The 25,566-nt window shown below is 70.4% G+C and carries 24 protein-coding genes; 15 read left to right on the top strand and 9 right to left on the bottom strand.

Going from position 1 to position 25,566, the window contains the following annotated elements; all coding sequences use genetic code 11:
• The first annotated feature begins 14 nt into the window (after nt 1–14).
• Entirely contained in the window at nt 15–1,073 is a 1,059-nt protein-coding gene (locus EV186_RS14585; protein WP_133849747.1) for a GDSL-type esterase/lipase family protein, read from the top strand.
• A gap of 93 nt (nt 1,074–1,166) precedes the next feature.
• A complete protein-coding gene (locus EV186_RS14580) occupies nt 1,167–1,529 on the top strand; it encodes a hypothetical protein (protein ID WP_133849746.1) in 363 nt (120 codons plus the stop codon).
• A 9-nt stretch (nt 1,530–1,538) separates the two neighbouring features.
• On the opposite strand, the gene EV186_RS14575 is transcribed toward EV186_RS14580, so the two are convergent.
• On the bottom strand, nt 1,539–2,690 hold the full coding sequence (locus EV186_RS14575; RefSeq protein WP_208115601.1) for an XRE family transcriptional regulator: 1,152 nt from the start codon (nt 2,688–2,690) through the stop codon (nt 1,539–1,541).
• 143 nt (nt 2,691–2,833) lie between these two features.
• The gene (locus tag EV186_RS14570) at nt 2,834–3,298 is read right to left on the bottom strand and encodes an SRPBCC family protein (protein WP_133849745.1); all 465 of its coding nucleotides are present in this window, start codon (nt 3,296–3,298) and stop codon (nt 2,834–2,836) included.
• 65 nt (nt 3,299–3,363) lie between these two features.
• On the opposite strand from EV186_RS14570, the gene uvrC reads away from it, so the two are divergent.
• From uvrC to EV186_RS14525, 9 genes are all read left to right on the top strand, one after another.
• Nucleotides 3,364–5,337, top strand: coding sequence for an excinuclease ABC subunit UvrC (gene uvrC, locus EV186_RS14565; RefSeq protein WP_133849744.1), 1,974 nt, complete (start codon nt 3,364–3,366; stop codon nt 5,335–5,337).
• On the top strand, nt 5,334–6,233 hold the full coding sequence (gene rapZ, locus EV186_RS14560; RefSeq protein ID WP_133849743.1) for an RNase adapter RapZ: 900 nt from the start codon (nt 5,334–5,336) through the stop codon (nt 6,231–6,233). The genes uvrC and rapZ overlap by 4 nt, the downstream gene beginning before the upstream one ends.
• The gene (locus tag EV186_RS14555) at nt 6,230–7,195 is read left to right on the top strand and encodes a gluconeogenesis factor YvcK family protein (RefSeq protein WP_133849742.1); all 966 of its coding nucleotides are present in this window, start codon (nt 6,230–6,232) and stop codon (nt 7,193–7,195) included. Before rapZ ends, EV186_RS14555 begins: the two co-directional genes overlap by 4 nt.
• Nucleotides 7,196–7,275: 80 nt before the next feature.
• Nucleotides 7,276–8,262: a DNA-binding protein WhiA gene (gene whiA, locus EV186_RS14550; RefSeq protein ID WP_133849741.1), complete on the top strand. Its 987-nt coding sequence runs from the start codon at nt 7,276–7,278 to the stop codon at nt 8,260–8,262.
• Between the two features lie 666 nt (nt 8,263–8,928).
• A complete protein-coding gene (gene gap / locus EV186_RS14545; RefSeq protein WP_133849740.1) occupies nt 8,929–9,933 on the top strand; it encodes a type I glyceraldehyde-3-phosphate dehydrogenase in 1,005 nt (334 codons plus the stop codon).
• A gap of 14 nt (nt 9,934–9,947) precedes the next feature.
• Complete coding sequence (locus EV186_RS14540; RefSeq protein WP_133849739.1) at nt 9,948–11,135, top strand: phosphoglycerate kinase; 1,188 nt, start codon at nt 9,948–9,950, stop codon at nt 11,133–11,135.
• A gap of 4 nt (nt 11,136–11,139) precedes the next feature.
• Nucleotides 11,140–11,928 carry a triose-phosphate isomerase gene (gene tpiA, locus EV186_RS14535; protein WP_133849738.1) on the top strand — a complete coding sequence of 263 codons (789 nt, stop codon included), beginning with the start codon at nt 11,140–11,142 and terminating at the stop codon, nt 11,926–11,928.
• A gap of 82 nt (nt 11,929–12,010) precedes the next feature.
• Nucleotides 12,011–12,241 (top strand): preprotein translocase subunit SecG, encoded by a 231-nt coding sequence (secG, locus tag EV186_RS14530; protein WP_133849737.1) that lies wholly within the window; start codon nt 12,011–12,013, stop codon nt 12,239–12,241.
• Between the two features lie 92 nt (nt 12,242–12,333).
• Entirely contained in the window at nt 12,334–12,681 is a 348-nt protein-coding gene (locus tag EV186_RS14525) for an RNA polymerase-binding protein RbpA (protein WP_133849736.1), read from the top strand.
• Between the two features lie 404 nt (nt 12,682–13,085).
• Here the strand turns inward: EV186_RS14525 and EV186_RS14520 are convergent, their stop codons facing one another.
• The 7 genes from EV186_RS14520 to tkt all read right to left on the bottom strand — a co-directional run bounded on the left by EV186_RS14520 (nt 13,086) and on the right by tkt (nt 22,877).
• Nucleotides 13,086–14,288 carry a sensor histidine kinase gene (locus EV186_RS14520; protein WP_243754038.1) on the bottom strand — a complete coding sequence of 401 codons (1,203 nt, stop codon included), beginning with the start codon at nt 14,286–14,288 and terminating at the stop codon, nt 13,086–13,088.
• A gap of 364 nt (nt 14,289–14,652) precedes the next feature.
• A complete protein-coding gene (gene pgl, locus EV186_RS14515; RefSeq protein WP_133849735.1) occupies nt 14,653–15,435 on the bottom strand; it encodes a 6-phosphogluconolactonase in 783 nt (260 codons plus the stop codon).
• Complete coding sequence (gene opcA / locus EV186_RS14510; RefSeq protein ID WP_133849734.1) at nt 15,432–16,454, bottom strand: glucose-6-phosphate dehydrogenase assembly protein OpcA; 1,023 nt, start codon at nt 16,452–16,454, stop codon at nt 15,432–15,434. Before opcA ends, pgl begins: the two co-directional genes overlap by 4 nt.
• Entirely contained in the window at nt 16,451–17,980 is a 1,530-nt protein-coding gene (zwf, locus tag EV186_RS14505; RefSeq protein ID WP_133849733.1) for a glucose-6-phosphate dehydrogenase, read from the bottom strand. The genes opcA and zwf overlap by 4 nt, the downstream gene beginning before the upstream one ends.
• The gene (locus tag EV186_RS14500; RefSeq protein WP_133849732.1) at nt 17,977–19,602 is read right to left on the bottom strand and encodes a glucose-6-phosphate isomerase; all 1,626 of its coding nucleotides are present in this window, start codon (nt 19,600–19,602) and stop codon (nt 17,977–17,979) included. Before EV186_RS14500 ends, zwf begins: the two co-directional genes overlap by 4 nt.
• A gap of 10 nt (nt 19,603–19,612) precedes the next feature.
• Nucleotides 19,613–20,746, bottom strand: coding sequence for a transaldolase (gene tal, locus EV186_RS14495; RefSeq protein WP_133849731.1), 1,134 nt, complete (start codon nt 20,744–20,746; stop codon nt 19,613–19,615).
• A gap of 31 nt (nt 20,747–20,777) precedes the next feature.
• Entirely contained in the window at nt 20,778–22,877 is a 2,100-nt protein-coding gene (gene tkt / locus EV186_RS14490; protein ID WP_133849730.1) for a transketolase, read from the bottom strand.
• Between the two features lie 270 nt (nt 22,878–23,147).
• Here tkt and EV186_RS14485 point away from each other — a divergent pair, with 270 nt between their 5' ends.
• Genes EV186_RS14485 through EV186_RS14470 form a run of 4 tightly spaced genes read left to right on the top strand, consistent with a single transcriptional unit; the run spans nt 23,148 to nt 25,247 of the window.
• Nucleotides 23,148–24,080: a heme o synthase gene (locus tag EV186_RS14485; protein WP_208115600.1), complete on the top strand. Its 933-nt coding sequence runs from the start codon at nt 23,148–23,150 to the stop codon at nt 24,078–24,080.
• A gap of 14 nt (nt 24,081–24,094) precedes the next feature.
• Nucleotides 24,095–24,670 carry an FKBP-type peptidyl-prolyl cis-trans isomerase gene (locus EV186_RS14480; protein ID WP_133849728.1) on the top strand — a complete coding sequence of 192 codons (576 nt, stop codon included), beginning with the start codon at nt 24,095–24,097 and terminating at the stop codon, nt 24,668–24,670.
• Between the two features lie 35 nt (nt 24,671–24,705).
• Entirely contained in the window at nt 24,706–25,032 is a 327-nt protein-coding gene (locus tag EV186_RS14475) for a hypothetical protein (RefSeq protein ID WP_166659175.1), read from the top strand.
• Entirely contained in the window at nt 25,029–25,247 is a 219-nt protein-coding gene (locus EV186_RS14470; RefSeq protein WP_133849727.1) for a hypothetical protein, read from the top strand. The genes EV186_RS14475 and EV186_RS14470 overlap by 4 nt, the downstream gene beginning before the upstream one ends.
• Nucleotides 25,248–25,566: the final 319 nt, after the last annotated feature.

Genomic DNA, 25,566 nt, shown 5'->3' with positions numbered 1-25,566 from the left:
CGAGGAGGAACCAGATGTCCCGCAAGGTGCCACGCAAGGCGCTCGGCGCCGCGTTGGCGTTCGTGTTGGCCGGGGCCGCGCTGGCCGTCGTGCCGAGCATCGCGTCCGCGTCCGACGACCGCCAGACCGCGGTGGTGTCGCTCGGCGACAGCGCCATCTCCGGCGAGGGCGCCGGCAACTACGAGTCCGGCACCGAAGGGGAGAACGGCGACTGGTGCCACCGCTCGGCCAACGCGCTCGTGCACCAGACCCAGCTGGCCGACAAGACGATCAACCTCGCGTGCTCCGGCGCCGACTCCGCGAACGTCTCGCTCGACGACACCACGCACTACACCGAGGGCTCGCAGGCCCGCAGGCTGATCGACGTCGCGCGGCAGTACCGCGTCACGACGGTCATCCTGCAGGACGGCGCCAACGACGACCCGCAGTTCGCCGACACGATCCTCGACTGCATCGAGCGCTGGCTGAACCCGTTCGGGTCCGGCTGCGCCAAGCACCTGCGCACGGACTGGCCGCAGCGCCTGGCCGCCATGCAGCCGAAGGTGACGCACGCGGTCAACGACATCAAGGAGGCCATGCGCCAGGCCGGCTACGCCGACGGCAGCTACACCTTCGTGCTGACGTCGTACGCCTCGCCGGTGACCGAGCACATGGACTCCGTGCTGCACGGCCCGCAGGGTTGCCCGCTGCGCCTCGACGACGCGAAGTACGGCCGCACCGAAGCGGTCCCGCAGTTCGCCGACGCGCTGCACCAGGTCGCGAACAACACCGGGATCAAGTTCATCGACTTCTCCCGGGCCACCGAAGGCCACGAGGCCTGCAGCGGCGGCAGCGACAAGTCCTCGGAGTGGCAGAACCGGATCACGGTGGACCCGTGGGCCTGGGTGCACGGCGGCCTCGACGCGATCGGCATCCACATGGCGCAGCAGTCGTTCCACCCCAACGCCCTCGGCCACTCCCAGCTCGGCCGGTGCGTGACCGAGTTCGTGCAGTCGGGTTCGCAGTCGGGCCAGTGCCTGGCCGGTTCCGACGGCAACCTCCACGCCACGGTGTCGGCTGCGGCCAACTCGTAGGACCCGCCGCACTCCCGCGGTGATGACGGACGGCCCGTACCCCCGAAACGGGCCGTCCGTCGGCGTGTCCGGGCACCGTGCACAATCCGCGTCATGACAGAAGCGCCGCAGGTCGGCAAGGAACCGGTCGCGTCGTCCCTGCCCCGGGCGCTGGCCGAACTGGTGGCGTGGGTCGCGGTGCCGTGGGCGCTGGCGCCCCACTCGGTGGTGCTGGCGATCCTCGCGGATGTGCTGCTGATCGGGTTGCCCACGGTGTTCGCGACGCCGGGCGACAAGCGCGGTGTCGTGGTGGCGGTGCCCGGCTGGGTGACGATCGCGTTGGTGGTCCTGCAGTTCGTGGCGGCTCTCGTCGGCGCGTGGGTGGCGTGGCCCGTGTGGGCGGCGATCTTGGTGACCGTCCTGGTCGTCGTGGCCACGGTGGTGGAGATCCCCCGCTGGCGGCGGCTCAGCAGGTGATCTTGTTCTTCAGAGAAGAACCTTCCGGTCCCGCCACGCTGATCGGAGCAACGTGACGGCGCTGGCGGACAACCGCGGCTCGAGCCGGTCGATCGCCTCCTCGGTGAACGGAACCCGTTTGGTGTCGTTCATGCCGATGACGCTGCCCTCATCGTTGACCGCCACCATGGCGCCGAACAGCCGGTCGAACTCGAGTGCTTCCACCACGGCGACGGTGAGCTGCTGAACTCCCAGTTCCAGCGGCTCGACGACCAGGCCGTAGTGCCACAGCCGGAGGAACCCGCGGCGCCGAGCCCGCTCGAATCGGTCGAATGGCTCGTCGTGCGCATAGTCGATCGACCGCGAGCCGCACCCGTCGTGCTCGGGGTTGCCGAGGAACTCCTCGGAGAACTCCCGCATGATGTTGCGCCACAAAGAGAAGTCGTTGCGGACATCGGCCGGGGCCGGGGAGGTCGGCTGGAACTCGCCCGCGGGCATCACGTGGCACAGGCCGCCGCCGTCCGCGACCTTGCCACCGTCGCGTTCGTGCAACACCATGGTCGGCTCTTCGCCGATGCCACCGCGCCTGATGGTCAGCGTGTTGATCCCCGGCGACATGAGCAGCTTGCGCGGGTCGAACGGATCCGCGATCGCCGCTCGAAGCGGGAGCAGGTCAAGTCGCGGGATCTGCCGGCCCGAGTCGAGCCAGGCGCGCTTGAACTCGTGCGCCACCATTTGCTTGAGGTTGAACACCTCAAAGAATGTCGTGGTGGTGAAGCTCATGCCCAGTGATGGCGTCGGGTCGATTCCAGCGAGCCGGTAGCTGGGCCGGTTCTCCAGCAGCCGGGGGCGCACCAGGTCGCGCACGGCCCGGCTGTAGTCGGAGTAGCGGGCGCCGCTGTCGGTGAGCGGCAGCAGGTCGGTCGTCACCTCAGGCGGCGTGTGCGGCGGCGCGTCGGGGGTCCACCGCAGCCGGACCGAGTCGAGCTCGACCGGTTGGTCGAGCAACCAGCCCGGCCCAGCCAACACGTGACCGCCCGGCGCGCGCTGCGACTTCGGGTACAGCCACGCTGCCAGCTCGGTCAGCTCCCGGCCGCGAACCCCTGGCGCCTGCCGGACCCGCAGCCATTCCTCCTGGCTGACCTTGATCGTCTCGACCGGCACGGTTCGCCGGATCCGCATTTCCCGACAGTATCGGGTGGTGACCAGCGCGATCGCGGCCGCGCCTGGTTCGTGAAGGTCGCCCGCGACCGGAGCGAGCCAGGCGGTCAAGAGGCCGCGATCCGCGCGAACGGAGAGAGCGCCATCGGCACTGTCGGCGGGGATCACCCAGCCGGCTCCGCCTCGGCCACGGCCTTGAGGTGAGCGTTGCGCCGGCGGATCAGCCGATGCAGGTACCGATTGAGCACAGCGACCTCGGCGAGGACCCCGAGCGGGCCGAGCGGAGCGGCGAACTCGACCGTGTCCAGCATGACGGTTCCGCCGATACCGTCCGGCTCGAAGGCGTGGCGGTGGAGCCATCGCCGGAACGGACCGGTGACCTGCTCGTCGACGAAGCCGGCCGGTGGGTCGTAGGCGGTGACCCGGGCGGTCATCCGCCACCGCAGACCGAAGTGGCGCGCCTGCCACGTGACCTGGTCGCCGAGCCGCAGCCGGCCGGTTGTCGTGCCGTCGATCGCCTGCTCGCCCGAACCGGCCATCGACTCCGTGTGCGTCTGCACCTGCAGCGAGAGGTCGAAGACCCGCCGCGGTGGTGCGGCGATGGCGGTGACGATCTCCAATCTCGGCACGCGACGACTTTACGGAGGCGGCCGCGCGATCGGCGGTGTCGGTGGTGCCATCTAGGGTTGTGGGTGTGGCCGATCCGTCGACCTACCGACCGTCGCCGGGCACGATCCCGGAAGCACCCGGCGTCTACAAGTTCCGTGACGCCGGGCGTCGTGTCATCTATGTAGGGAAAGCAAAAAGCCTGCGCAGCAGGCTGAACTCGTACTTCGCCGACCTCGCCGGGCTGCACCCGCGCACCCGCCAGATGGTGACCACGGCCGCCTCCGTCGAGTGGACCGTGGTCGGCACCGAGGTCGAGGCGCTGCAGCTCGAGTACAACTGGATCAAGGAGTTCGACCCGCGGTTCAACGTCCGCTACCGCGACGACAAGTCCTACCCGGTGCTCGCGGTCACGCTGCACGAGGAGTTCCCGCGCCTGCACGTCTACCGCGGCCCGCGCCGCAAGGGTGTGCGCTACTTCGGCCCCTACGCCCACGCGTGGGCCATCCGCGAGACGCTCGACCTGCTCCTGCGGGTCTTCCCCGCGCGCACCTGCTCGGCCGGCGTCTTCAAGCGGCACGGTCAGATCGGGCGCCCGTGCCTGCTCGGCTACATCGACAAGTGCTCGGCGCCGTGCGTCGGCCGGGTCACCGCCGACGAGCACCGGTCGATCGTCGAGGACTTCTGCGACTTCCTGGCCGGGCGCACCGACCTGATGATGAAGCGGCTCGAACGCGAGATGTCCGCGGCCTCCGAAGAGCTCGAGTTCGAGCGGGCGGCCCGGCTGCGCGACGACCTCGCCGCGCTGCGCCGCGCGATGGAGAAGCAGGCCGTCGTGCTCGGCGACGGCACCGACGCCGACGTCGTGGCCTTCGCCCACGACGACCTCGAGGCCGCGGTCCAGGTCTTCCACGTGCGTGGCGGCCGGGTCCGCGGCCAGCGCGGCTGGGTGATCGACAAGATCGAGGAGCTCGACGAGGCGGGCCTGGTCGACCAGTTCCTCGGCCAGTTCTACGGTGACCAGGCCGAGGAGGACGACCAGACCGGTGGCAGCGCCGTGCCGCGCGAGGTGCTGGTGCCCGCCCTGCCCGAGGACGCCGAGGCGGTCGGCGACTGGCTCTCCCGGCTGCGCGGCTCGCGGGTCAACGTGCGCATCCCGCAGCGCGGCGACAAGAAGGCCTTGATGGAGACCGTCGAGCGCAACGCGAAGGAAGCGTTCACCCAGCACAAGCTGCGCCGCGCCGGTGACCTCACCGCGCGTTCGGCCGCCCTGCAGGAGCTGCAGGACAACCTGGGGCTCGACACCGCGCCCCTGCGCATCGAGTGCATCGACATCAGCCACATCCAGGGCAGCGACGTCGTCGCCTCGCTCGTGGTGTTCGAGGACGGCCTGGCTCGCAAGTCCGAGTACCGCAGGTTCGCCATCAAGGAGGCCGCCACCGAGGGCGACGTGGCGTCCATCGCGGAGGTCGTGCGCCGGCGGTTCGCCCGCTACAAGAGCGAGACCGCGAACGATGACCCAGGTGTGCCCGACCACCGTCCTGGCATCGACCCCGAGACCGGGAAGCCCCGCAAGTTCGCCTACCCGCCGAACCTGCTGGTCGTCGACGGCGCCGGCCCGCAGGCCAACGCGGCCGCCGACGTGCTCGCCGGGCTGGGCATCCAGGACGTCGCGGTGATCGGGCTGGCCAAGCGGCTGGAGGAGGTCTGGCTGCCGGTCGAGCCGGAGCCGGCCATCCTGCCGCGCACCAGCGAGGCGCTCTACCTGCTGCAACGGGTGCGCGACGAGGCGCACCGGTTCGCCATCGCCTACCACCGGCAGAAGCGGTCCAAGCGGATGACCACCTCGGCCCTCGACGAGGTGCCCGGGCTGGGGCAGACCCGCAAATCCGCGCTCATCAAGCACTTCGGCTCGCTCAAGCGGCTGCGTGGGGCGAGCGTCGCCGAGATCAGCGAGGTGCCCGGCATCGGCACCCGCACCGCCGAGGCCGTGCACGCCGCGCTCACCGGCGCGGCACCGGCCACAATGGACGCACAAGACGCACCGGAGGGGCAGTCATGACCGACGAAGAAACGCGGGGACGACCAGACAAGAGCGGGGTGGAAGTCGCCGTGGTCACCGGGTTGTCCGGGGCCGGGCGCAGCACCGCCGCCAAGTGCCTGGAGGACCTCGGCTGGTTCGTGGTCGACAACCTGCCGCCGGAACTGATCGCCACGATGGTCGAGCTCGGCGCGCAGGCCCGCGGCGTGATCACGAAGGTCGCCGTCGTGATGGACGTGCGCAGCCGCGCGTTCACCGACGACCTGGCCTCGGTCATCCGCGACCTCGACGCCCGCGGCTACAAGCCGCGCGTGCTGTTCCTCGAGGCCACCGACGACGTGCTGATCCGCCGGTTCGAGCAGGTCCGGCGCAGCCACCCGATGCAGGCCGACGGCCGGCTGATCGACGGCATCAAGGCCGAGCGCGACCTGCTGACGCCGCTGCGCGAAGAGGCCGACCTGGTCGTCGACACCACGGGGCTGTCGGTGCACCAGTTGCGGGCCAAGATCGAGGACGTCTTCGGCACCGAGTCCAGCCTGCAGACCCGTGTGACGGTGTTGTCCTTCGGCTACAAGTACGGCCTGCCGATGGACTCCGACCTCGTGATGGACGTGCGGTTCCTGCCGAACCCGTTCTGGATTCCGGAGCTGCGCGACCAGACCGGCAAGGACCCCGAGGTGCGCAACTACGTGCTCACGCAGGAGGGTGCGGACGAGTTCCTCGACCGCTACCACGACCTGCTCCGCCTGATCGGCGCCGGCTACCGGCGCGAGGGCAAGCGGTACATGACGCTCGCGGTCGGCTGCACCGGCGGCAAGCACCGCAGCGTGGCGATCGCCGAAGAACTGGCCCGCCGTATGTCCACTGAGGACGGAACGGCGGTCAAGGTCGTCCACCGGGACTTGGGGCGTGAGTGAGCGCTGATCTCAAGGCCGTGGCTTTGGGTGGCGGGCACGGGTTGCAGGCCACCCTCGGCGCCCTGCGCCGGATCACCCCCGACGTGACCGCGGTGGTGACCGTCGCCGACGACGGCGGCTCGTCCGGGCGGTTACGCCGGGACTTCGGCCTGCTGCCGCCGGGCGACCTGCGCAAGGCGCTGACCGCCCTCGCGGGCGACGGCGCCGACGACTGGGCCGGGGTGCTGGAGCACCGCTTCGGCGGCACGGGCGCGCTGGCCGGGCACGCGGTGGGCAACCTGCTCATCGCCGGGCTGATCGAGGTGCTCGACGACCCGGTGCTCGCGCTCGCGAAGGTCGCGGAGCTGCTGGGCCTGACCGGTCGCGTGCTGCCGATGAGCCTGGAGCCGCTCGACATCGAGGCCGACGTCGAGGGCGTCGATGAGGACCCGACCGCGATGCGCCGCATCCGCGGGCAGGTCGCCGTCGCCTCCACGCCGGGCCGGGTGCGCCGGATCCGCCTGCACAGTGCCACCCGCCCGGGTGAACCTCCATCGGCTTGCCCGGAAGCGGTGCAAGCGGTGCGTGACGCCGACGTCGTCCTGCTCGGCCCCGGTTCGTGGTTCACGTCCGTGCTGCCCCACCTGCTGGTCCCTGAGCTGCATGAAGCGTTGGTGACCACTTCTGCGACACGTCTGTTGGTACTGAACCTCGTCCCCCAACCGGGGGAGACCACGGGGTTCTCACCCGAACGGCACCTGGACGTACTCTGCGAGCACGCACCACGGCTGCGGGTCGACGCGGTGATCGCCGACGCGGATGCGGTGGCGACGCCCGACCGGCTACGCAAGCGGGCGGCGGGCGGGCTGGGGGCGACCACCCGGCTCGACGTCGTCGCGGCACCCGGGGCGGGTTGGCGGCACGACCCGGAATCGCTCGCGAAGAGCTTCCGGGCCGCGCTGGCCGAGGTGCGGGGGGCCTGACCGGCGCGAACACTGCGCCGTGATGGGATTGAGGCCGGGAGCGTGGCTCGGGGACCCCGGGCGCGGGGAGAGGAGCACCTGTGGCGATGACCGCTGCCGTCAAGGACGAGCTGAGCAGACTTGCCGTGTCGAAGACGTGTTGCCGGCGGTCCGAGGTGTCGTCGCTGCTGCGCTTCGCGGGCGGCCTGCACATCGTCGGCGGCCGGGTCGTGGTCGAGGCCGAGCTGGACACCGGCGCGGCCGCACGCAGGTTGCGCAAGGAGGTCCACGAGCTCTACGGCCACCACGCGGACGTGCACGTGATCACGTCCGGCGGGCTGCGCAAGGGCACCCGGTACGTGGTGCGCGTGGTCAAGGACGGCGACGGGCTCGCCCGGCAGACAGGCCTGCTCGACACGCGGGGTCGCCCGGTCCGCGGGCTGCCGGCCGCGGTGGTGTCCGGGGGCGTGTGCGACGCGGAAGCCGCGTGGCGCGGGGCTTTCCTGGCGCACGGCTCGCTGACCGAGCCGGGCCGCTCGTCGGCGCTCGAGGTGACCTGCCCGGGTCCCGAGGCGGCGCTGGCGTTGGTCGGCGCGGCGCGGCGGCTGGGGATCCAGGCGAAGTCGCGTGAGGTGCGTGGCGCCGACCGCGTGGTGATCCGCGACGGTGACGCGATCAGCGCGTTGCTCACCCGGCTCGGCGCGCATTCCAGCGTCCTGGCGTGGGAGGAGCGGCGGATGCGCCGCGAAGTGCGTGCGACCGCGAACCGGCTGGCGAACTTCGACGACGCCAACCTGCGGCGCTCGGCGCGGGCCGCGGTGGCGGCGGCGGCGCGGGTGCAGCGGGCGATCGAAATACTGGGCGAGAACGCGCCCGATCACCTGATCATGGCGGGCAACCTGCGCCTGGCGAACCGGCAGGCTTCGCTGGAGGAGTTGGGCCAGCTCTCGGACCCGCCGATGACGAAGGACGCGGTGGCCGGCCGCATAAGGCGTCTGCTGGCCATGGCGGACAAGCGCGCCAAGGAACTAGGCGTCCCGGACACGGAGTCGGCGGTAACCCCCGACATGCTCGAAGCCGAAGCCTGACTGGCGGCCCAGGTCGGCAGGGCCGGGTAACCCAAGCCCGGTAAGCAAAAACCCAACCGTCACGGTTTCGGGCCGGCCTGGTTCGTGGAGGTCGGTCACGACCGGAGCGAGCCAGGCCATGAGAGGCCCGAAACCCGCGCGCAGCGAAGCGCGCGCCATCCAACACAGCCACAACGGCCTCGGCCCGGGCTGCCTCGTGGAGGTCGCTCGCGACCGGAGCGAGGCAGGCCATGAAGGGGCCGAGGCCCGCGCGCAGCGAAGCGCGCGCAGTTAGACACTGTGACCTGGGTCGCATTGTGGGTTGGTTTGTATCCCAGAGAGCAGGTGGTTGCTCTTGTTCCGTGGGGATTCCGATTGGGGACGTTTACCGGGGTTCGAGGGGGATGCCGGTCAGCGCGGTGCAACGGATCTGCCCCGGGGGGCGGATGTGGGAGGGGTTCGGCGGGGAGGCCGGCCTCTCCCACATTGCGTCATCCCACATTGCGCCACCCACTTTGCGTCCGGGCACATGGTGGGACGAGGGTGGTGACGTCTCCCTCTGATTCGATAAAGTCGACGTAGGGCCAGGGTCTCGTGCTGGTCCATGCCGACTAGGGTGTGGCCTTGAGTCGGTAATCCATGCCCATTTCCGGCGGCGGTGCCGGTCGAGCAGGAGGAGTCCCACCCGTGACGGTTCGCGTAGGTGTCAATGGCTTCGGTCGTATCGGCCGCAACTTCTGGCGGGCGGTCCAGGCCAGCGACCACGACATCGAGATCGTCGCGTTCAACGACCTCGGTGACGTGGCGACGATGGCGCACCTGCTGAAGTACGACAGCATCCTCGGCCGGCTGGCCGAGCCCGTGTCGGTCACCGATGACGGCATCAAGGTCGGCGACGCGACCATCAAGGCGCTGGCGGAGCGTGACCCGGGCAAGCTGCCTTGGAAGGACCTCGGTGTCGACGTGGTCGTCGAGTCGACCGGGTTCTTCACGAAGGCGGACGACGCCCGCAAGCACGTCGACGAGGGCGGCGCCAAGAAGGTCATCATTTCCGCGCCGGCCAAGGGCGAGGACCTGACCGTGGTGCTCGGCGCCAACGACGACAAGTACGACGGCTCGCAGACCGTCATCTCGAACGCGTCCTGCACGACGAACTGCCTGGCGCCGCTGGCGAAGGTGTTGCACGACGCGTTCACCATCGAGCGTGGCCTGATGACCACGATCCACGCGTACACGCAGGACCAGAACCTGCAGGACGCGCCGCACAAGGACCTGCGCCGGGCGCGCGCCGCGGCGATCAACATCGTGCCGACGTCGACCGGTGCGGCCAAGGCGATCGGCCTGGTGCTGCCCGAGCTCAACGGCAAGCTCGACGGCTACGCGCTGCGGGTCCCGGTGCCGACCGGTTCGGCCACCGACCTGACCGTGACGCTGGGCCGCGACGTGACCCTCGACGAGGTCAACGCCGCGTACAAGGCGGCCGCCGAGGGCGCGCTGACCGGCATCCTGCGTTACTCGGACGACCCGATCGTGTCGTCGGACATCGTCACCGACCCGGCTTCCTGCATCTACGACGCGCCGCTGACCAAGGTCAACGGCAACCAGGTCAAGGTCGTCGGCTGGTACGACAACGAGTGGGGCTACTCCAACCGCCTCGCGGACCTCACCGCCCTCGTCGGTTCGAAGCTCTGAGAAGGTAGTTCCCCTTGAAGACCCTGGACGACCTGCTGTCCGAGGGTGTTGCGGGTCGGCGCGTGCTGGTGCGCGCCGACCTCAACGTCCCGCTCGACGGCGACAAGATCACCGATGACGGCCGGGTCCGCGCGTCGGTGCCGACGATCAAGAAGCTTGCCGACGCCGGTGCGAAGGTCGTGGTGGCCGCGCACCTGGGCCGGCCGAAGGGCACCCCGGACCCGAAGTTCTCCCTCGCCCCGGTGGCGGCGCGGCTCGGGGAACTGCTCGGCACGAGCGTCGCGCTCGCGCAGGACGTCACCGGTGCGTCAGCACGGTCCACTGTGGACGGCTTGACCGACGGTGCGGTGGCGTTGCTGGAGAACGTGCGCTTCGACGCCCGAGAGACCAGCAAGGACCAGGCCGAGCGGACCGCGCTGGCCAGCGAGTACGCCGAGCTGGCCGACGCGTTCGTCTCCGACGGATTCGGTGTGGTGCACCGCAAGCAGGCTTCGGTGTACGACGTCGCCCGCCTGTTGCCCGCCTACGCCGGTGGCCTCGTGCTGGCCGAGGTCGAGGTGCTGCGCAAGCTCACCGGCGACCCGGCCAAGCCATACGTGGTGGTGCTGGGCGGTTCCAAGGTCTCCGACAAGCTCGCGGTGATCGAGTCGCTGTTGCCCAAGGTGGACCAGCTGCTCGTCGGGGGCGGCATGTGCTTCACCTTCCTTGCCGCACAAGGACTCGGCGTCGGCGACTCGCTGCTCGAGGCCGACATGATCGACACGTGCAAGCGGCTGCTGGCCGAATCCGGCGACAAGATCATGCTGCCGGCCGACGTCGTGATCGCCGACGACTTCTCCGCCGAGGCGAACACCGAGACGGTCCTCGTCGCGCAGATGTACGAGCACTGGAAGGGCCTGGACATCGGCCCGATCACCGTCGAGCGCTACAGCGCGGCGCTGGAGCAGGCGGGCACCGTGTTCTGGAACGGCCCGATGGGCGTGTTCGAGCTGGCCCCGTTCGCCGAGGGCACCCGCGGGGTCGCGCAGGCGATCGCGGGCAGCGGCGCGTTCAGCGTGGTCGGCGGCGGCGACTCGGCCGCGGCGGTGCGCCGGCTGGGCATCGCCGAGGACGGGTTCTCGCACATCTCCACCGGCGGCGGTGCGTCGCTGGAGTTCCTGGAGGGCAAGGACCTCCCCGGTGTCAGCGTGCTGGAGGGCTGAGCGGGTGGCCAGGCAGACGCTCATCGCGGGCAACTGGAAGTGCAATCTGAACCACCGCGAGGCCATCGCGCTGGTGCAGAAGATCGCGCACGGCCTGCCGGAGAAGTACTACGCGAAGGTGGAGGTGGCCGTGCTGCCGCCGTTCACCGACATCCGCAGCGTGCAGACGTCCGTGGACGGCGACAAGCTGCTGCTCAAGTACGGCGCGCAGGACGTGTCGACGCACGACTCGGGCGCGTACACCGGTGAGGTGTCCGCGCCGATGCTCGCGACCCTCGGCTGCACCTACGTCGTGGTCGGGCACTCCGAGCGGCGCGAGTACCACCACGAGACCGACGAACTGGTCGGCAAGAAGGTGCGGGCGACGCTCAAGCACGGCATGGCGCCGATCCTGTGCGTCGGCGAGAAGCTCGAGGTGCGGGAGGAGAACGGCCACGTCGAGCACTGCACGACGTCGCTGCTCGCGTGCCTGAAGGGCTTGAAGGCTGACCAAGTGGGCAAGGTTGTGGTGGCGTACGAACCGGTCTGGGCGATCGGCACCGGCAAGACGGCGACCCCGCAGGACGCGCAGGAGGTCTGTGGCGCCCTGCGCGCGGCGCTGGCCGAGAAGTACGGCCAGGACGTGGCCGACGAGGTGCGCATCCTCTACGGCGGCTCGGTGAAGTCGGCCAACATCGGCGACATCGTGGCGCAGAAGGACGTCGACGGCGCCCTGGTCGGCGGGGCCAGCCTGCAGGCCGAGGAGTTCACCAAGCTCAGCGCCATGGCGGCCGGCGGGCCGTTGCCGTCCTGATCGTTCGGACAGGCCGGTGGTCGAACCACCGGCCTGGACCCGGTAACCTTTGTAGCCGACCTTCCCTACGCGCGAGGACGACATGATTCTGGCAATGCAGATCGGTGCGATCGTCACCAGCTTGATCCTGGTTGTGCTGGTGCTCCTGCACCGTGGCCGCGGTGGCGGCCTGTCGTCCCTCTTCGGCGGTGGGATGCAGTCGAGCTTGTCCGGCTCGAGCGTCGTGGAGAAGAACCTCGACCGGATCACGCTGTTCTTCGGAGCGATCTGGCTGATCTGCATCATCGGCCTCGGGCTGCTGGCAAAGGTGTGACCCGGGCAGTGCCCGGCATGGTGGAGACCTGCGCGGTGGCCTTGACCGGTCAATTCCGCGCCGTGAACACACATTTGGGGGTGTGACGCTCGATGGCTGGTGGTAACGCGATCCGGGGGACCCGGGTCGGTGCCGGGCCGATGGGTGAGTCGGAGCGCGGCGAGTCCGCGCCCCGCGAGACGATCTCGTACTGGTGCGCGAACGGTCACGAATCGCGGCCGTCGTTCGCCCTGGACGCGGAGAAGCCGGACTCGTGGGACTGCCCGCGGTGCGGCCTGCCGGGTGGCCGGGACAAGGAAGCCCCGCCCGCGGCACCGCGCACGGAGCCCTACAAGACCCACCTCGCGTACGTGAAGGAGCGCCGCTCCGACGCCGACGGCGAGGCCATCCTCGCCGAGGCGCTGGCCAAGCTGCGCAAGCAGCGCGAAGGCCTTTCCTAGCGCACGCTCGCCGGCTGAACCCGCGACTTCTGGGGTCTCACCAGCCGGTTCCCGCCAACGCGTGTCCCGCGAGTGCAACCTTGCGGTGCACCGCGGGAACGGCGGCGAGTCTGCGCGCGTTCGCTGGAATGGAAGGTGCGCGCGAGCGTCGAGGATCAGGGGCAACGGTTGCACGAACCGTGCACAAAGTTCTCTGGGCTTCGTCGGTCGGGTGTCTGATGCCGTCTTGAGTCAGCCGTCATCGCCCGGTGCGTGCTGCGCCGGGCGATGAGGAACTCAGCCGGCCGCCAGGCGATGACGGGTGAGGGCTCAGCCGGCCGCCAGGCGATGGCCGGTGAGGGTTCAGCAGGCCAAGCGACAGCGGGTGAGGGGCTCAGCCGAGCAGGGGATAGCGGATGAGGGGCTCAGCCGGCCAGGGGATAGCGGGCGCGCAGTTCGAAGCCACCGTCCGAGGTGGTGTGGGCGTCGAACGTGCCGCCGAGCAGGCCCGCCCGTTCGCGCAGCCCGACCAGGCCGTGCCCGCCCGAGGGCAGGTCGAGCTTCCGCCCGGCCTTGGCCTTCGAGTTGGTCACGTCGATGAGCAGTTCGTCGTGGTCGACGCGGATCCACACGTTGGCCTTGGCGCCGCTCGCGTGCTTGCGGACGTTGGTGAGTGCTTCCTGCACCGTGCGGTAGGCCGCGCCCGACACCGGTGCGGGCAGCCGCTCGGGGTCGGTGTCCATCCGCAGCGTCACCTTCACGTCGCTGGTGCGGACGAGCTGGGCGACCTGGTCGAGGCCGGGGTGCGCGGACTCGTCGTCGAAGGCGCCCGAGCGCAACAGGCCGACGAGCTCACGCAGTTCGTCCAGGGTCTTCGTGCTCAGTGACCGGATGGTCTCGGCCATCTTCTTGGCCTCTTCCGGTGGTGCCACTTGCATCGCGCCCGCCTGCATCGCGATCAACGTGACCTGGTGCGACACGACGTCGTGCATCTCGCGGGCCAGCTTCGCCCGCTCGGACTCACGCACGGCGTGGGCGTGCAGCCGGTTCTCCCGCTCGCGGGTCGCGGCCAGCTCGGCGATCTGCGCGGACAGCTCCGTGCGGGCGATGATCAGCAACCCGATGGCCACCGGCATGCCGCCGACGATCACGCCCCAGATCCCGTCGAGGATGTGCCCGCGCCACCCGGTGGCGAGGAACTCGTCGAAGGGCCAGATCACCTCGCGGCAGGTCCAGATCAGGCCGAAGCCGATCCACGTGCGCCACGTCCACGCGTGCTTCCACGCGAGCGTGGCCATGGCGATCATCGCGGCCAGCTCCGACCAGCCGAACAGGAAGCCCGGCACGGTCACCAGCACGGCGAGGAACGGCACGAAGCGGCGCATGAGCATGGCCGAGCAGGCGATCCCGGACGTGATGATCTGGTAGGGCTCGGCGTCGTTCGGGATGACCAGCCAGACGTCCAGCACGGCGACGAGCAGGGCGAGCAGGTCGCCGCCGAACCCGGTCAGCCAGCGTTTGCCCCGCAACGCGCCGAGCCGGTCGGAGACGACGGACCTGGCCTTGGGCGCGCGTTTGAGCGCGGTGGCGGCGGCGAGTTCGGCCGGAGCGACGTTCTGCAAGACCAAGGCGGCACCTCCGGTGTCGGCAGGGTCCGGGACCGTGCCAGTATCACCCGCGCCCTGGGGCTGCCGTGGCAGTGGCATCTCCTGGCGCGGTGCGGCCGGGCGCCGGTGCGGCGTCGCCGGTCGCTGCTGGCGGGGCATGTCGGGCCCTTTCCTCGGCCGGCGATGGGTCAGCCGGTCGATACCCATTGAAGACAGACTTGGGCCACCCGCGGGACGTCTCGTGGGTAATGTGTGTGCATTGGCACATTCCACAGTTGCCGGTAGTCGCACTGGCGAACGCTCGGCGCGCTAGGGCCGGATGACCCGAATCCTGTCGGCAATCAGCCGCCATCGGTGCCCGACGGCGGCTGACCTCAGGCCCGCGCTACGCCAGCGGGGGAGTGAAGACGTTCGGGATCTTGGCGGCGGCCGCCTTGTCCAGCAGCCACAGCGTCCGCGTGGTGCCGATCGCGCCCGCGGCGGGCAGTTGCACCTCACCCGCGCCACCCAGTGCCATCGCCACGGCCGCGGTCTTCGACGAGCCGGTGGTCATCAGCCACACCTCGCGCGAGCAGCGGATCGCGGGCAGCGTCAGGCTCACGCGCGTGGGCGGGGGCTTGGGGCAGTTGCGGACGGCCACCACCGTGCGGTCGGTCTCGTAGACCGCGGGGGAGGACGGGAAGATCGACGCCGTGTGGCCTTCCTCGCCGACCCCGAGCAGGCACACGTCGAACGCCGGCACGTCGCCGTGGTCCTCGGGGCGGGCGGCCGCGGCGAGGATCTCCGCGTAGGCGTGCGCGACGGCGTCGGGGTCGTCGCCGTAGGCACCGTCCGACGCCGCGATCACGTGCACGCGGGCCGGGTCGACCGGGACGTGGTCGAGCAACGCCTCGCGGGCCTGGGTCTCGTTGCGGTCCTGGTGCCCGGTGGGCAGGAACCGCTCGTCGCCCCAGTACAAGTCCACATGGGACCAGTCGATCGCGTCCCGGGCCGGCGTGGAACGCAACTGCTGCAACACCGTCGTCCCGGTGCGGCCGCCGGTCAGCACGAGGGACGCGTGGCCGCGCGCGGCCTGCGCGTCGACCAGCTTGGTGACCAGGCGCGCCGCGGTCGCCGCCGCCAGCAGCTCCGGGTTGCGGTGGACGACGACCTGCGGCGCCGTGGTCACGAGGAGCCCTTGGCGGCGGCCGCCTTCGGCTTGCGGGCCGGTGCCTTGCGCGGCGCCCGCCGGGCGGCGGAAGCGGTCTTCGCGCCGTTGGCCGCCGACCGGCCCTTGTTGAGCTTGTCCAGGCCCTTCAACGTCATCTCGTAGATCTCGTCCGGGTCGAGCCGGCGCAGTTCCTCGGTCAGGCAGTCCTGCACCGACCGGCGCTGCAACGCCACCCGCCGCGCGGGCTGGCCCGGCTGCTCCAGCGTGCCGACCTTGCCGTCCGGGCGCTCCAGGGTCAGCGCACCGGAGCGCCGCTCCAGGCGCACCGACACGATGCCCTCGCCCTGGGTCGCCTTCTTGCGCTGCACCGACGCCTTCAACGACACCGCGAGCCACGCGGCCAGCAGTTCCGTGGACGGCGAGTCCGCCTCACCGGTCACGACAACGTCGGACACCCGCTCGTACGGCGGCAGGTCCAATGCGGACGCCAGCAGGCCCCGCCAGAGCGTGAGCCGGGTCCAGGCCAGATCCGTGTCACCCTCCACGTAGGACTTCCGGCGTTGCTCGAGGGCCTTGATCGGGTTCTTCTCCGCGGCCGAGTCGGTGATCCGCCGGTGCGCGAGCCGCCCGATCGGGTCCTCGGCGGGCGAGGGCGGCGCCTCCGAGGGCCACCACGCCACGACCGGCGCGTCCGGCAGCAGCATCGGGACGACGCAACTCGCGCCCTGCTCGGCGAGCGGGCCGTAGAGGCGCAGCACGATGACCTCGCTCGCGCCCGCGTCGCCGCCGATGCGGACCTGCGCGTCCAGCCGGGCCGCGGCCCGCTTGGCGCCACGGGCCACCACGATCACGCGGCACGGGTGCTCGCGGCTCGCGGCGTTCGCGGCCTCGATGGCGCCCTCGGTCTTCTGCCCGTCGTCGGTCACGATCACCAGGGTGAGCACGCGGCCCAGCGTGGTCACGCCGCCCTGCTCACGCAGCTGCACCAGCTTGGCGTTGACCTGCGAGGTGGTCGTCGACGGCATGTCGATGATCATGGACGCCTCCAGTTGCGGCCGCTGCGACCGAGCATCTTGTCGGCCGAGACCGGCCCCCAGGTCCCGGCCGGGTAAGGCTCGGGTTTTCCGCTGCTGCGCCAGTGTTTCAGGATCGGGTCCAGGATTTCCCAGGACAGCTCGACCTCTTCGTTGACCGGGAAGAGCGACGGCTCGCCGAGCAGCATGTCCAGGATCAGCCGCTCGTAGGCCTCCGGCGACGCCTCGGTGAACGAGTGGCCGTAGCTGAAGTCCATCGTGACGTCGCGGACCTCCATGGTGGTGCTGGGCACCTTGGAGCCGAACCGCAGCGTCACGCCCTCGTCCGGCTGCACCCGCACGACGAGCGCGTTCTGGCCGAGCTCCTCGGTCGCGGTGTCGTCGAAGGGCAGGTGCGGTGCGCGCTTGAAGATCACCGCGATCTCGGTGACCCGGCGGCCCAGGCGCTTGCCGGTGCGCAGGTAGAACGGCACGCCGGCCCAGCGGCGGGTGTCGACGCCGAGGGTGATCGCGGCGAAGGTCTCCGTGGTGGAGTCCTTGGCGAAGCCCTCCTCCTCCAGCAGGCCGGGCACCTTCTGCCCGCCCTGCCAGCCGCCGGTGTACTGCCCGCGGGCGGTGGTCTCGTTGAACGGCCCGATCGGCTTGGTCGCCGACAGCACCTTGATCTTCTCCGCGCGCAGGTCGCCCGGGTGGAAGGAGACGGGCTCCTCCATCGCGGTCAGCGCGAGCAGTTGCAGCAGGTGGTTCTGGATCACGTCACGCGCGGCGCCGATGCCGTCGTAGTAGCCCGCGCGACCGCCGAGGCCGATGTCCTCGGCCATGGTGATCTGCACGTGGTCGACGTAGTTGGCGTTCCAGATCGGCTCGAACAGCTGGTTGGCGAAGCGCAGCGCCAGCATGTTCTGGACGGTTTCCTTGCCGAGGTAGTGGTCGATGCGGAACACCGACTCCTCGGGGAAGACGTCGTTGACGATCGCGTTGAGCTCCTTGGCGCTCGCGAGGTCGTGGCCGAACGGCTTCTCGATGACCACCCGGCGCCACTGGTCGGTGGCCGTCTGGTCGGCCAGCCCGGAGCGGGCCAGCTGCTTGGTCACCACCGGGAACGCACCCGGCGGGATCGACAGGTAGAACGCGTGGTTGCCGCCGGTGCCGCGCACGACGTCGAGCTCCTTGACCGTCGCGGCCAGGTTGTCGAACGCCTCGTCGTCGTCGAAGGAGCCCTGCACGAACCGCACGCCCTCGGCGAGGCGGTCCCAGACCTCCTGGCGGAACGGCGTGCGCGCGTGCTGCTTGACCGCGTCGTAGACGATCTGGCCGAAGTCCTCGTCGGCCCAGTCGCGGCGGGCGAACCCGACGAGGGAGAAGCCCGGCGGCAGCAGCCCCCGGTTGGCCAGGTCGTAGATCGCGGGCATCAGCTTCTTGCGGGACAGGTCACCGGTCACCCCGAAGATCACCAGCCCGCACGGGCCCGCGATCCGCGGCAGCCGCTTGTCCCGCTCGTCACGCAGCGGGTTGGTCCAAGCCCTCACTTGCCGACCTCCGACAAAGCCTCGACGACGCGCGCCAGTCCGGCGGCGCGATCGGTCAGGTGCAGGCGCAACACTGGCCGTCCGTGCTCGAGCAACACCTGACCGTCGCCCAGCGCCTGCGCCTTCTGCAGCACGCCGAGGGTGTACGGGCGGTCGGGCACCTCGAGGTCCTGCTCGTTCGCGCCCGTGACCTGCAGGAAGATCCCGTTCTGGTGACCGCCCTTGTGGTACTGGCCGGTCGAGTGCAGGAACCGCGGGCCCCAGCCGAACGTGGTCTGCGCGCCGGTGATGCGTGCGATCTCCGGGCGCAGCAGCGCGGCTGACGCGTCGTCCAGCCGGTCGAGGTAGACCTGCACGGCGACGTAACCGAAATCGGGCAGCTCGCCGAAGAACGCCTTGAGCGCCGCGGCCAGCGTGCTCGTGCCCTCGGGAACGTTCCCGTACACCTCGACGGTGCCGTCGGTCAGCGCGGGCGCACCCGACTTGCCGGCTTCCGGGTCGTCCAGCAGCGCGCGCGCTGCCTTCTTGGCCGCCTCGACGTCGGGCTGGTCGAACGGGTTGATGCCGAGCATCCGCCCGGCGACCGCGGTCGCGTACTCCCACAACAACATCAGCCCGCCGAGCGGGCCTTCGGTGGCGATCCGCGCGCCCGCCACCGCCGGTCCGATCGCGACGGTCGTGGCGTCGTCCTTCGCGTCGGCGAAGCCCACGGCCTCCGGGCCCTCGGTGGCCACCGGCAGCAGGCCGGTGCCCTCCTTGCCGGTGGACTCCGCGATCAGCTGCTCCACCCAGTCGGGGAAGCCCTTGATGCCCGAGCCGGTGTCGGCGAAGACGACCTTCTCCGCGCCGGTCGAGTGGCGCACGGCGAGCGCCGCGGCCAGCCGCAGCGCCGGGTTGTCGGGCGAGTCCGCCGAGAGCAGCTCACCCGCGGCGGCCGCGTCGTCGAGCAGCCCGGTGATGTCCGCGCCCGCGAGACCGGCGGGCACCAGCCCGAACGCGGTCAGCGCGGAGTAGCGCCCACCCACGTGCGGGTCGGCGGTGAAGACCTTGCGGTAGCCCGCCTCGGTCGCGAGCTTCTCCAGCGGCGACCCGGGATCGGTCACCACGACCATGCGCGAAGCGGCGTCGACGCCGTTGGCCTCGAACGCCTTCGCGAAGATCCGGCGGTGGCTGTCGGTCTCCACGGTGGAGCCCGACTTGGACGACACCACGAGCACCGTGCGGCTCAGATCGCCCGCGAGCGCGTCGGCGACCTGAGCCGGGTCGGTGGTGTCGAGGACCACCAGCGGGACGTCGGCGGTGCGGGTGATCACCTCCGGCGCCAGCGACGAGCCGCCCATCCCGGCCAGCACGACGCGGTCGACGCCCTCGCCGCGCAGTTCCGCGCGCAACGCGTCGATCTCGGCCAGCAGCGGCCGGGACGACTCGGCGAGCGTGGTCCACGACAGCCGGATGGCTGCCTCGGACCGCGCCGCCTCACCCCACAGCGTGGGGTCCTGGGCGGTCATCTTCGAGGCGACGTTGTCGGCGACGAGTTCGTCGACGAGCGGCGCCGCCTCGCCGGCGAGCCGCTCGTCCGTGATGGAGACGTTGATGTTGAGCTCACCCTGCGGCTCTGCCATGTTGCCGGCCTCAGCCCTTTCCGTTCCCGGCCTTGTCCAGTTGACCGGACACCGTATCCAGCAGTTCGACCCACGACTTCTCGAACTTCTCCACGCCCTCGTTCTCGAGGGTCAGGAAGACGTCGTCGATGTCGATCCCGGCCGCGGACAGGTCCGTGTAGACCTGGGCCGCCTCGTCCTTGGTGCCGGTGACCTTGTCGGGGAAGCTGTCGCCGGACATCCTGCCGTGGTCGGCGACCGCGTGCAGCGTTTTCTCGGGCATTGTGTTCACCGTGTCGGCGACGACGAGCTCGTCGACGTACAAGGTGTCCGGATAGTCGGGGTTCTTGGTGCCGGTGGACGCCCACAGTGGACGCTGCGGCTTGGCGCCCTGCGCGGCGAGGGCCTTCCAGCGGTCGCTGGAGAAGACCTCCTCGAACGCCGCGTAGGCCAGCCGCGCGTTGGCGATGGCGGCCTTGCCGCGCAACGCCTTCGCCTCGTCGGTGCCGATGGCGTCCAGGCGCTTGTCCACCTCGGTGTCCACACGGGACACGAAGAACGACGCCACGGACGTGAGCTTCGACAGGTCGTGGCCGTTGGCCTTGGCGCCTTCGAGGCCGTCGAGGTACGCGTTCATGACCTCGCGGTAGCGCTCGACGGAGAAGATCAGCGTCACGTTGACGTTGATGCCCTCGGCGAGCGTCTTGGCGATCGCCGGGATGCCTTCCTGGGTGGCCGGGATCTTCACGTACAGGTTCGGCCGGTCCACCGTCTTCCAGAGGTCCTGGGCCTCGGCGGTGGTCTTGTCCAAGTCGTGGGCCAGGCGCGGGTCGACCTCGATGGACACCCGGCCGTCCACGCCGTCGGTGGCCTCGAAGATGTCGCGGAACAGGTCGCACGCGTTGCGGACGTCGGTGGTGGTGATCTCGCGGACGGTGGCGTCCACGTCGGCGCCGCGGGCCGCGAGCTCGCGGACATGCGCGTCGTAGGACTCGCCCTTGGACAGGGCCGTCGCGAAGATCGTCGGGTTGGTGGTGACGCCGACGACGTGCTTGTCGCGGATCAGCTCGGCGAGGTTGCCGCTCTCGAGCCGTTCGCGGGACAGGTCGTCGAGCCAGATGGAGACACCGGCGGCGCTCAGGGCGCCGAGGCGATCGACTGCCATGGGAATTCCTCCTCGGAAAGAAGTCGCGGGGTCAGTTGCCGAGGGCGCGGCGCGCGGCGTCGACCACGGCCTCCGGCGTGAACCCGAACTCCTTGAACAGGGTCTTGTAGTCGGCGGAGGCGCCGAAGTGCTCGATCGAGACGGCCTGACCCCCTGTACCGAGGAACCGGTACCAGGGCTGGGCAATTCCCGCCTCGACGGTGACCCGGGCGGTGACCGTCGGCGGCAGCACCGAGTCGCGGTAGGCCTGGTCCTGCGCCTCGAACCACTCCACGCACGGCATCGACACGACGCGGGTCGGCACGCCGTCGGCCTCCAGGGTCTCCCGCGCCGCCACGGCCAGTTGCAGCTCGGACCCGGTCGCGATCAACACCACCTGCGGGGTACCGCCGCTCGCGTCGGCCAAAACGTAGCCACCGCGCTTGACGCCCTCGCGGGCCTTCTCCTTGGTGCCTTCCAGCGTCGGCAGGTTCTGCCTGGTCAGCGCCAGGCCCGACGGCGCGTGGACGTCCTCGAGCACGGCCGCCCACGCCGCCGCGGTCTCGTTGGCGTCGCCGGGGCGCACCACGTTGAGCCCGGGGATGGCGCGCAGCGCCGCGAGGTGCTCGATCGGCTGGTGGGTCGGGCCGTCCTCGCCGAGGCCGATCGAGTCGTGCGTCCACACGTAGGTGACCGGCAGCTTCATCAGCGCGGCCAGGCGCACCGGCGGGCGCATGTAGTCGCTGAACACCAGGAACGTCGCGCCGTACGGGCGGGTGCCGCCGTGCAGGGCGATGCCGTTGAGGATCGAGCCCATCGCGTGCTCGCGGACGCCGAAGTGCAGCGTGCGGCCGTACGGGTTGGCCTGCCACATGTCGGTGGAGGCCTTCTCCGGGCCGAACGAGTCGGCGCCCTTCATGGTGGTGTTGTTGGACTCGGCGAGGTCGGCCGAGCCACCCCACAGCTCGGGCAGCACGCCGGCGAGCGCCGTGAGCACCTCACCGGAGGCCTTGCGGGTCGCGACGCCCTTCGGGTCCGGGTCCCAGCTGGGCAGCGCGTCGGCCCAGCCGTCGGGCAGCGTGTGCGTGCGCAGCCGATCGGCGAACGCGGCACGCTCGGGGTTGGCCTCAGCCCACGCCGCGTACCGCTCGTTCCACTCGGCGTGCGCCTGCTTGCCGCGCTCGGCGACCTCGCGGGCGTGGGCGAGCACCTCGTCCTCGACCTGGAAGTTCTTCTCCGGGTCGAAGCCCAGGATCTTCTTGACCTCGGCGACCTCGGCGTCGCCCAGCGCGGCGCCGTGCGCCTTGCCGGTGTTCATCAGGTTCGGCGCCGGGTAGCCGATGATCGTGCGCAGCAGGATGAACGACGGCCGGGTCGTCTCGGCCTTGGCGTTCTCGATGGCCTCGAGGATGCCCGCGACGTTCTCGCCGCCCTCGACCACCTGCACGTGCCAGCCGTAGGCCTCGTAGCGGGCGGCGGTGTCCTCGGAGAGCGCGATGTTCGTGTTGTCCTCGATGGAGATCTTGTTGTCGTCGTAGATCACCACGAGGTTGCCCAGCTCCTGGCGCCCGGCCAGCGACGAGGCCTCGGACGTGACGCCTTCCTCGATGTCACCGTCGGAGGCGAGCACGTAGATGTGGTGGTCGAAGATGCTCTCGCCCGGTGCCGCGTCGGGGTCGAGCAGGCCGCGCTCGCGCCGCGCCGCCATCGCCATGCCGACCGCGCTCGCGAGCCCCTGGCCGAGCGGGCCGGTGGTCATCTCTACGCCCGCGGTGTGGCCGTGCTCGGGGTGACCCGGCGTGCGCGAACCCCAGGTGCGCAACGCTTCGAGGTCGGCGAGCTCGAGCCCGTAGCCGGACAGGAAGAGCTGGATGTAGAGCGTCAGGCTGGAGTGCCCGCAGGAGAGCACGAACCGGTCGCGGCCGACCCACTCCGGGTCCGCGGGGTCGTGCCGCATGATCCGCTGGAACAGCGAGTAGGCGGTGGGCGCGAGGCTCATCGCGGTGCCCGGGTGGCCGTTGCCGACCTTCTGGACGGCGTCGGCGGCGAGCACCCGGATGGTGTCCACGGCCCGCTTGTCCAGGTCGGTCCAGTCGTCCGGCAGGTGTGCGGCGGTGAGCGTGGAGACTTCGGCGGAATCGGTGTTGGCCACGGACAGTTGCTCCCAGTTCCTTCTCGTGAAAGGGGCGCCTCGACGCCGGCGATGCCGTCGCAGACGTCGGCCGGACGGGGCGCGACCCCCGCTGTTCTCCCTCGTCCGAGCCACAGCCTAGTCGCGGGCGCGCTCGCCGGTGGATGACCTCGGACCGCGCGCGCCGCATGCCACCCGAAGAGGGGGTGCACGCGTAGCGCGGCTACTATTCGCGGTTGTGACCGACGGTCGGGAAACAGCGACGAGCACGGCTCGGATGAGTGGGACGCGGTGAGCACCACCTCCGAGGCGACACCCCGTACCACCCGCACCCGCAGGGAAGTGGTCCGTGCCTACGTCGCACTGACCAAGCCGCGCATCATCGAGCAGCTGCTGGTCACGACCGTGCCCGCGATGCTGTTGGCGCAGCGGGGCATCCCGTCGCCGCTGTTGGTGCTGGCCACCCTGGTCGGCGGCACGCTCGCGGCGGGCAGCGCCGGCGCGCTCAACTGCGTGGTCGACGCCGACATCGACGCGGTCATGAAGCGCACCAGCGCGCGGCCGTTGGTCAAGCACCAGGTGCCCACCCGCAACGCGCTCGTGTTCGGGGTGGTCCTGGGGCTGATCTCCTTCGGCTTCCTGCTGCTCACCACGAATCTGCTGGCCGCCGTGATGGCCGTCGGCGCGATCCTCTTCTACGTCTTCGTCTACACGATGCTGTTGAAGCGGCGAACGTCACAGAACATCGTGTGGGGCGGCATCGCGGGCTGCATGCCGGTGGTGATCGGCTGGGCCGCGGTGACGAACAACGTCGGCTGGCCGGCGTTCGTGATGTTCGGCGTGATCTTCTTCTGGACACCGCCCCACTCGTGGGCGCTGGCCATGAAGTTCAAGGACGACTACGTCAACGCCGGCGTGCCGATGCTCCCGGCGGTGGCGACCGCCACGCAGGTGTCGTTCCGGATCGTCCTCTACTCGTGGGCGATGGTGCTGTGCAGCCTGCTGCTCGTGCCCGCGACCGGCTGGCTCTACGCCGGGCTCGCGGCGGTGCTCGGGGCGTGGTTCCTGATCGCGTCGCACCGCCTGCACAACGTGGTGCGCCGGGGCGAGCGCAGCGACCCGATGAAGTTGTTCCACTTGTCCAACTCGTACTTGTGCGCGGTGTTCGTGGCGCTCGCGGTGGACTCGGCGCTGTCGTTGCCGGTCACCGGCTGGCCGTTCTGAGCGGTCCCGTAGGGTTGCGCCCCGTGCGCAAGATCCTCCTGGTCCTCGTCTTCGTCCTGACCGCCTGCGGTTCCCGCGACGCCGGTGCCGGCGGCAACACCCCGGCCGCACCGGCCGCACCGCCGGCGCCGGAGGCGCCGACCGGTACGTCCGCGGCGGGCCCCACGGTGGCCGACAAGCCCGAGTGCACGGCGGCGGACATCAAGGTCGCCGGCAAGTTCGGCGCGAAGCCCGAGGTGACGATCCCGGACACCTGCGCGCCGCCGACCAAGCTGGTCATCAAGGACCTGTCGGCCGGGTCGGGCAAGAAGGCCGCCAAAGGGTCGACCGTGCAGACCAACTACCTGCTGGTCACGTGGTCGGACAAGCAGGTGCTGGACAACTCCTTCGACCGCGGTCAGCCGTTCCCGATCGAGGACCTGGGGCACGCGCAGGTCATCGACGGCTGGAACAAGGGCATGATCGGCATCAAGGAGGGTGGCCGGCGGTTGCTGATCATCCCGCCGGACCTCGGCTACGGGCCGGGCGGCAACGGCATCCAGCCCAACGAGACGCTGGTGTTCGTCGTCGACGCCGTGAAGGTCACCTGACGCCAGAACCGTCCGCCTGGAGCTACGGTGGACGGATGGGAGTCAGCGGGACCATCGGCGAGCCGGACGACGATGAGCGTCGTCCCGACCGGTTCCACGAGGACGAGCTGCTGGGCCTCGACCCCGAGGACCCGGAGGCCCGCGCGTTCGCCGAGCACCTGGACCGGATCCGCCGCAGTGGGCCGGGTTACACCGTCGAGGGCTACGTCTCCGGCATCCAGGACTTCGCCGAGTCGGCGAACCGCCTCGGCGGGCACCGCAGGCTGACCGCGGGGATCCTGGTCCTGCTGATCATGCTGGGCGTGGCCGTGGCCGCCTGGGACACGGTGGTGTTCGTCCTGCAGCATTGGTTCGGCGAATGACCGCTGACGAAACCGCGTCTTACGTGGTGCGCTATGTCGGTGGGCCGCTGGACGGTCGTGTGGACACCCTTGGTGCGCCGCCGGACGAGCCCAAGGAAACCGTCCGGCACATCCACCTGCACGGCGGCCCGAAGATCGTCCACCACTACGACCTGGCCTACTCCGTGGAGTACGGCTGCGAATACCGCCTGCGCGAAGACGCCGAAGAGTTCTGACCTCCTCAGGCGTGTCCCACGTTCGCGTGGGGTGTGTCCCCCGTTCCGACCGGGTGTGTCCCCTCATCCGACCCGGTGTGTCCCACGTTGAGGCTGGGTGTGTCCCCTGTTGGCGTCGGGTGAGTCCGACGTTGTGTTCAGGGTCTTTGGGGTGGGTTCGGTTTGACACGGGGACCCCCACGACGGCCCTGCGGGCGCTAAAACGGGCAGGAAGGGGAGGCGCCCGCACCGCGCGAGTTTAGGGCCGTCGTGCCCCGTGTAAAACCGAACCCACGGGCGAGGTTGGCTGCGGGTTGGTCTCGGGGTTGGTTGTTCCGCT

This window comes from Labedaea rhizosphaerae (assembly GCF_004362825.1).
Lineage (GTDB): Bacteria > Actinomycetota > Actinomycetes > Mycobacteriales > Pseudonocardiaceae > Labedaea > Labedaea rhizosphaerae.
This window is presented reverse-complemented; position numbering and strand designations above follow the sequence as displayed.

Coding starts and splice junctions, on each gene's coding strand:
- EV186_RS14585 (WP_133849747.1), top strand. CDS start 15: ATGTCCCGCAAGGTGCCACGCAAGGCGCTCGGCGCCGCGTTGGCGTTC.
- EV186_RS14580 (WP_133849746.1), top strand. CDS start 1,167: ATGACAGAAGCGCCGCAGGTCGGCAAGGAACCGGTCGCGTCGTCCCTG.
- EV186_RS14575 (WP_208115601.1), bottom strand. CDS start 2,690: ATGCGGATCCGGCGAACCGTGCCGGTCGAGACGATCAAGGTCAGCCAG.
- rapZ (WP_133849743.1), top strand. CDS start 5,334: ATGACCGACGAAGAAACGCGGGGACGACCAGACAAGAGCGGGGTGGAA.
- secG (WP_133849737.1), top strand. CDS start 12,011: ATGATTCTGGCAATGCAGATCGGTGCGATCGTCACCAGCTTGATCCTG.
- EV186_RS14525 (WP_133849736.1), top strand. CDS start 12,334: ATGGCTGGTGGTAACGCGATCCGGGGGACCCGGGTCGGTGCCGGGCCG.
- opcA (WP_133849734.1), bottom strand. CDS start 16,454: ATGATCATCGACATGCCGTCGACGACCACCTCGCAGGTCAACGCCAAG.
- EV186_RS14500 (WP_133849732.1), bottom strand. CDS start 19,602: ATGGCAGAGCCGCAGGGTGAGCTCAACATCAACGTCTCCATCACGGAC.
- tal (WP_133849731.1), bottom strand. CDS start 20,746: ATGGCAGTCGATCGCCTCGGCGCCCTGAGCGCCGCCGGTGTCTCCATC.
- EV186_RS14475 (WP_166659175.1), top strand. CDS start 24,706: ATGGGAGTCAGCGGGACCATCGGCGAGCCGGACGACGATGAGCGTCGT.
- EV186_RS14470 (WP_133849727.1), top strand. CDS start 25,029: ATGACCGCTGACGAAACCGCGTCTTACGTGGTGCGCTATGTCGGTGGG.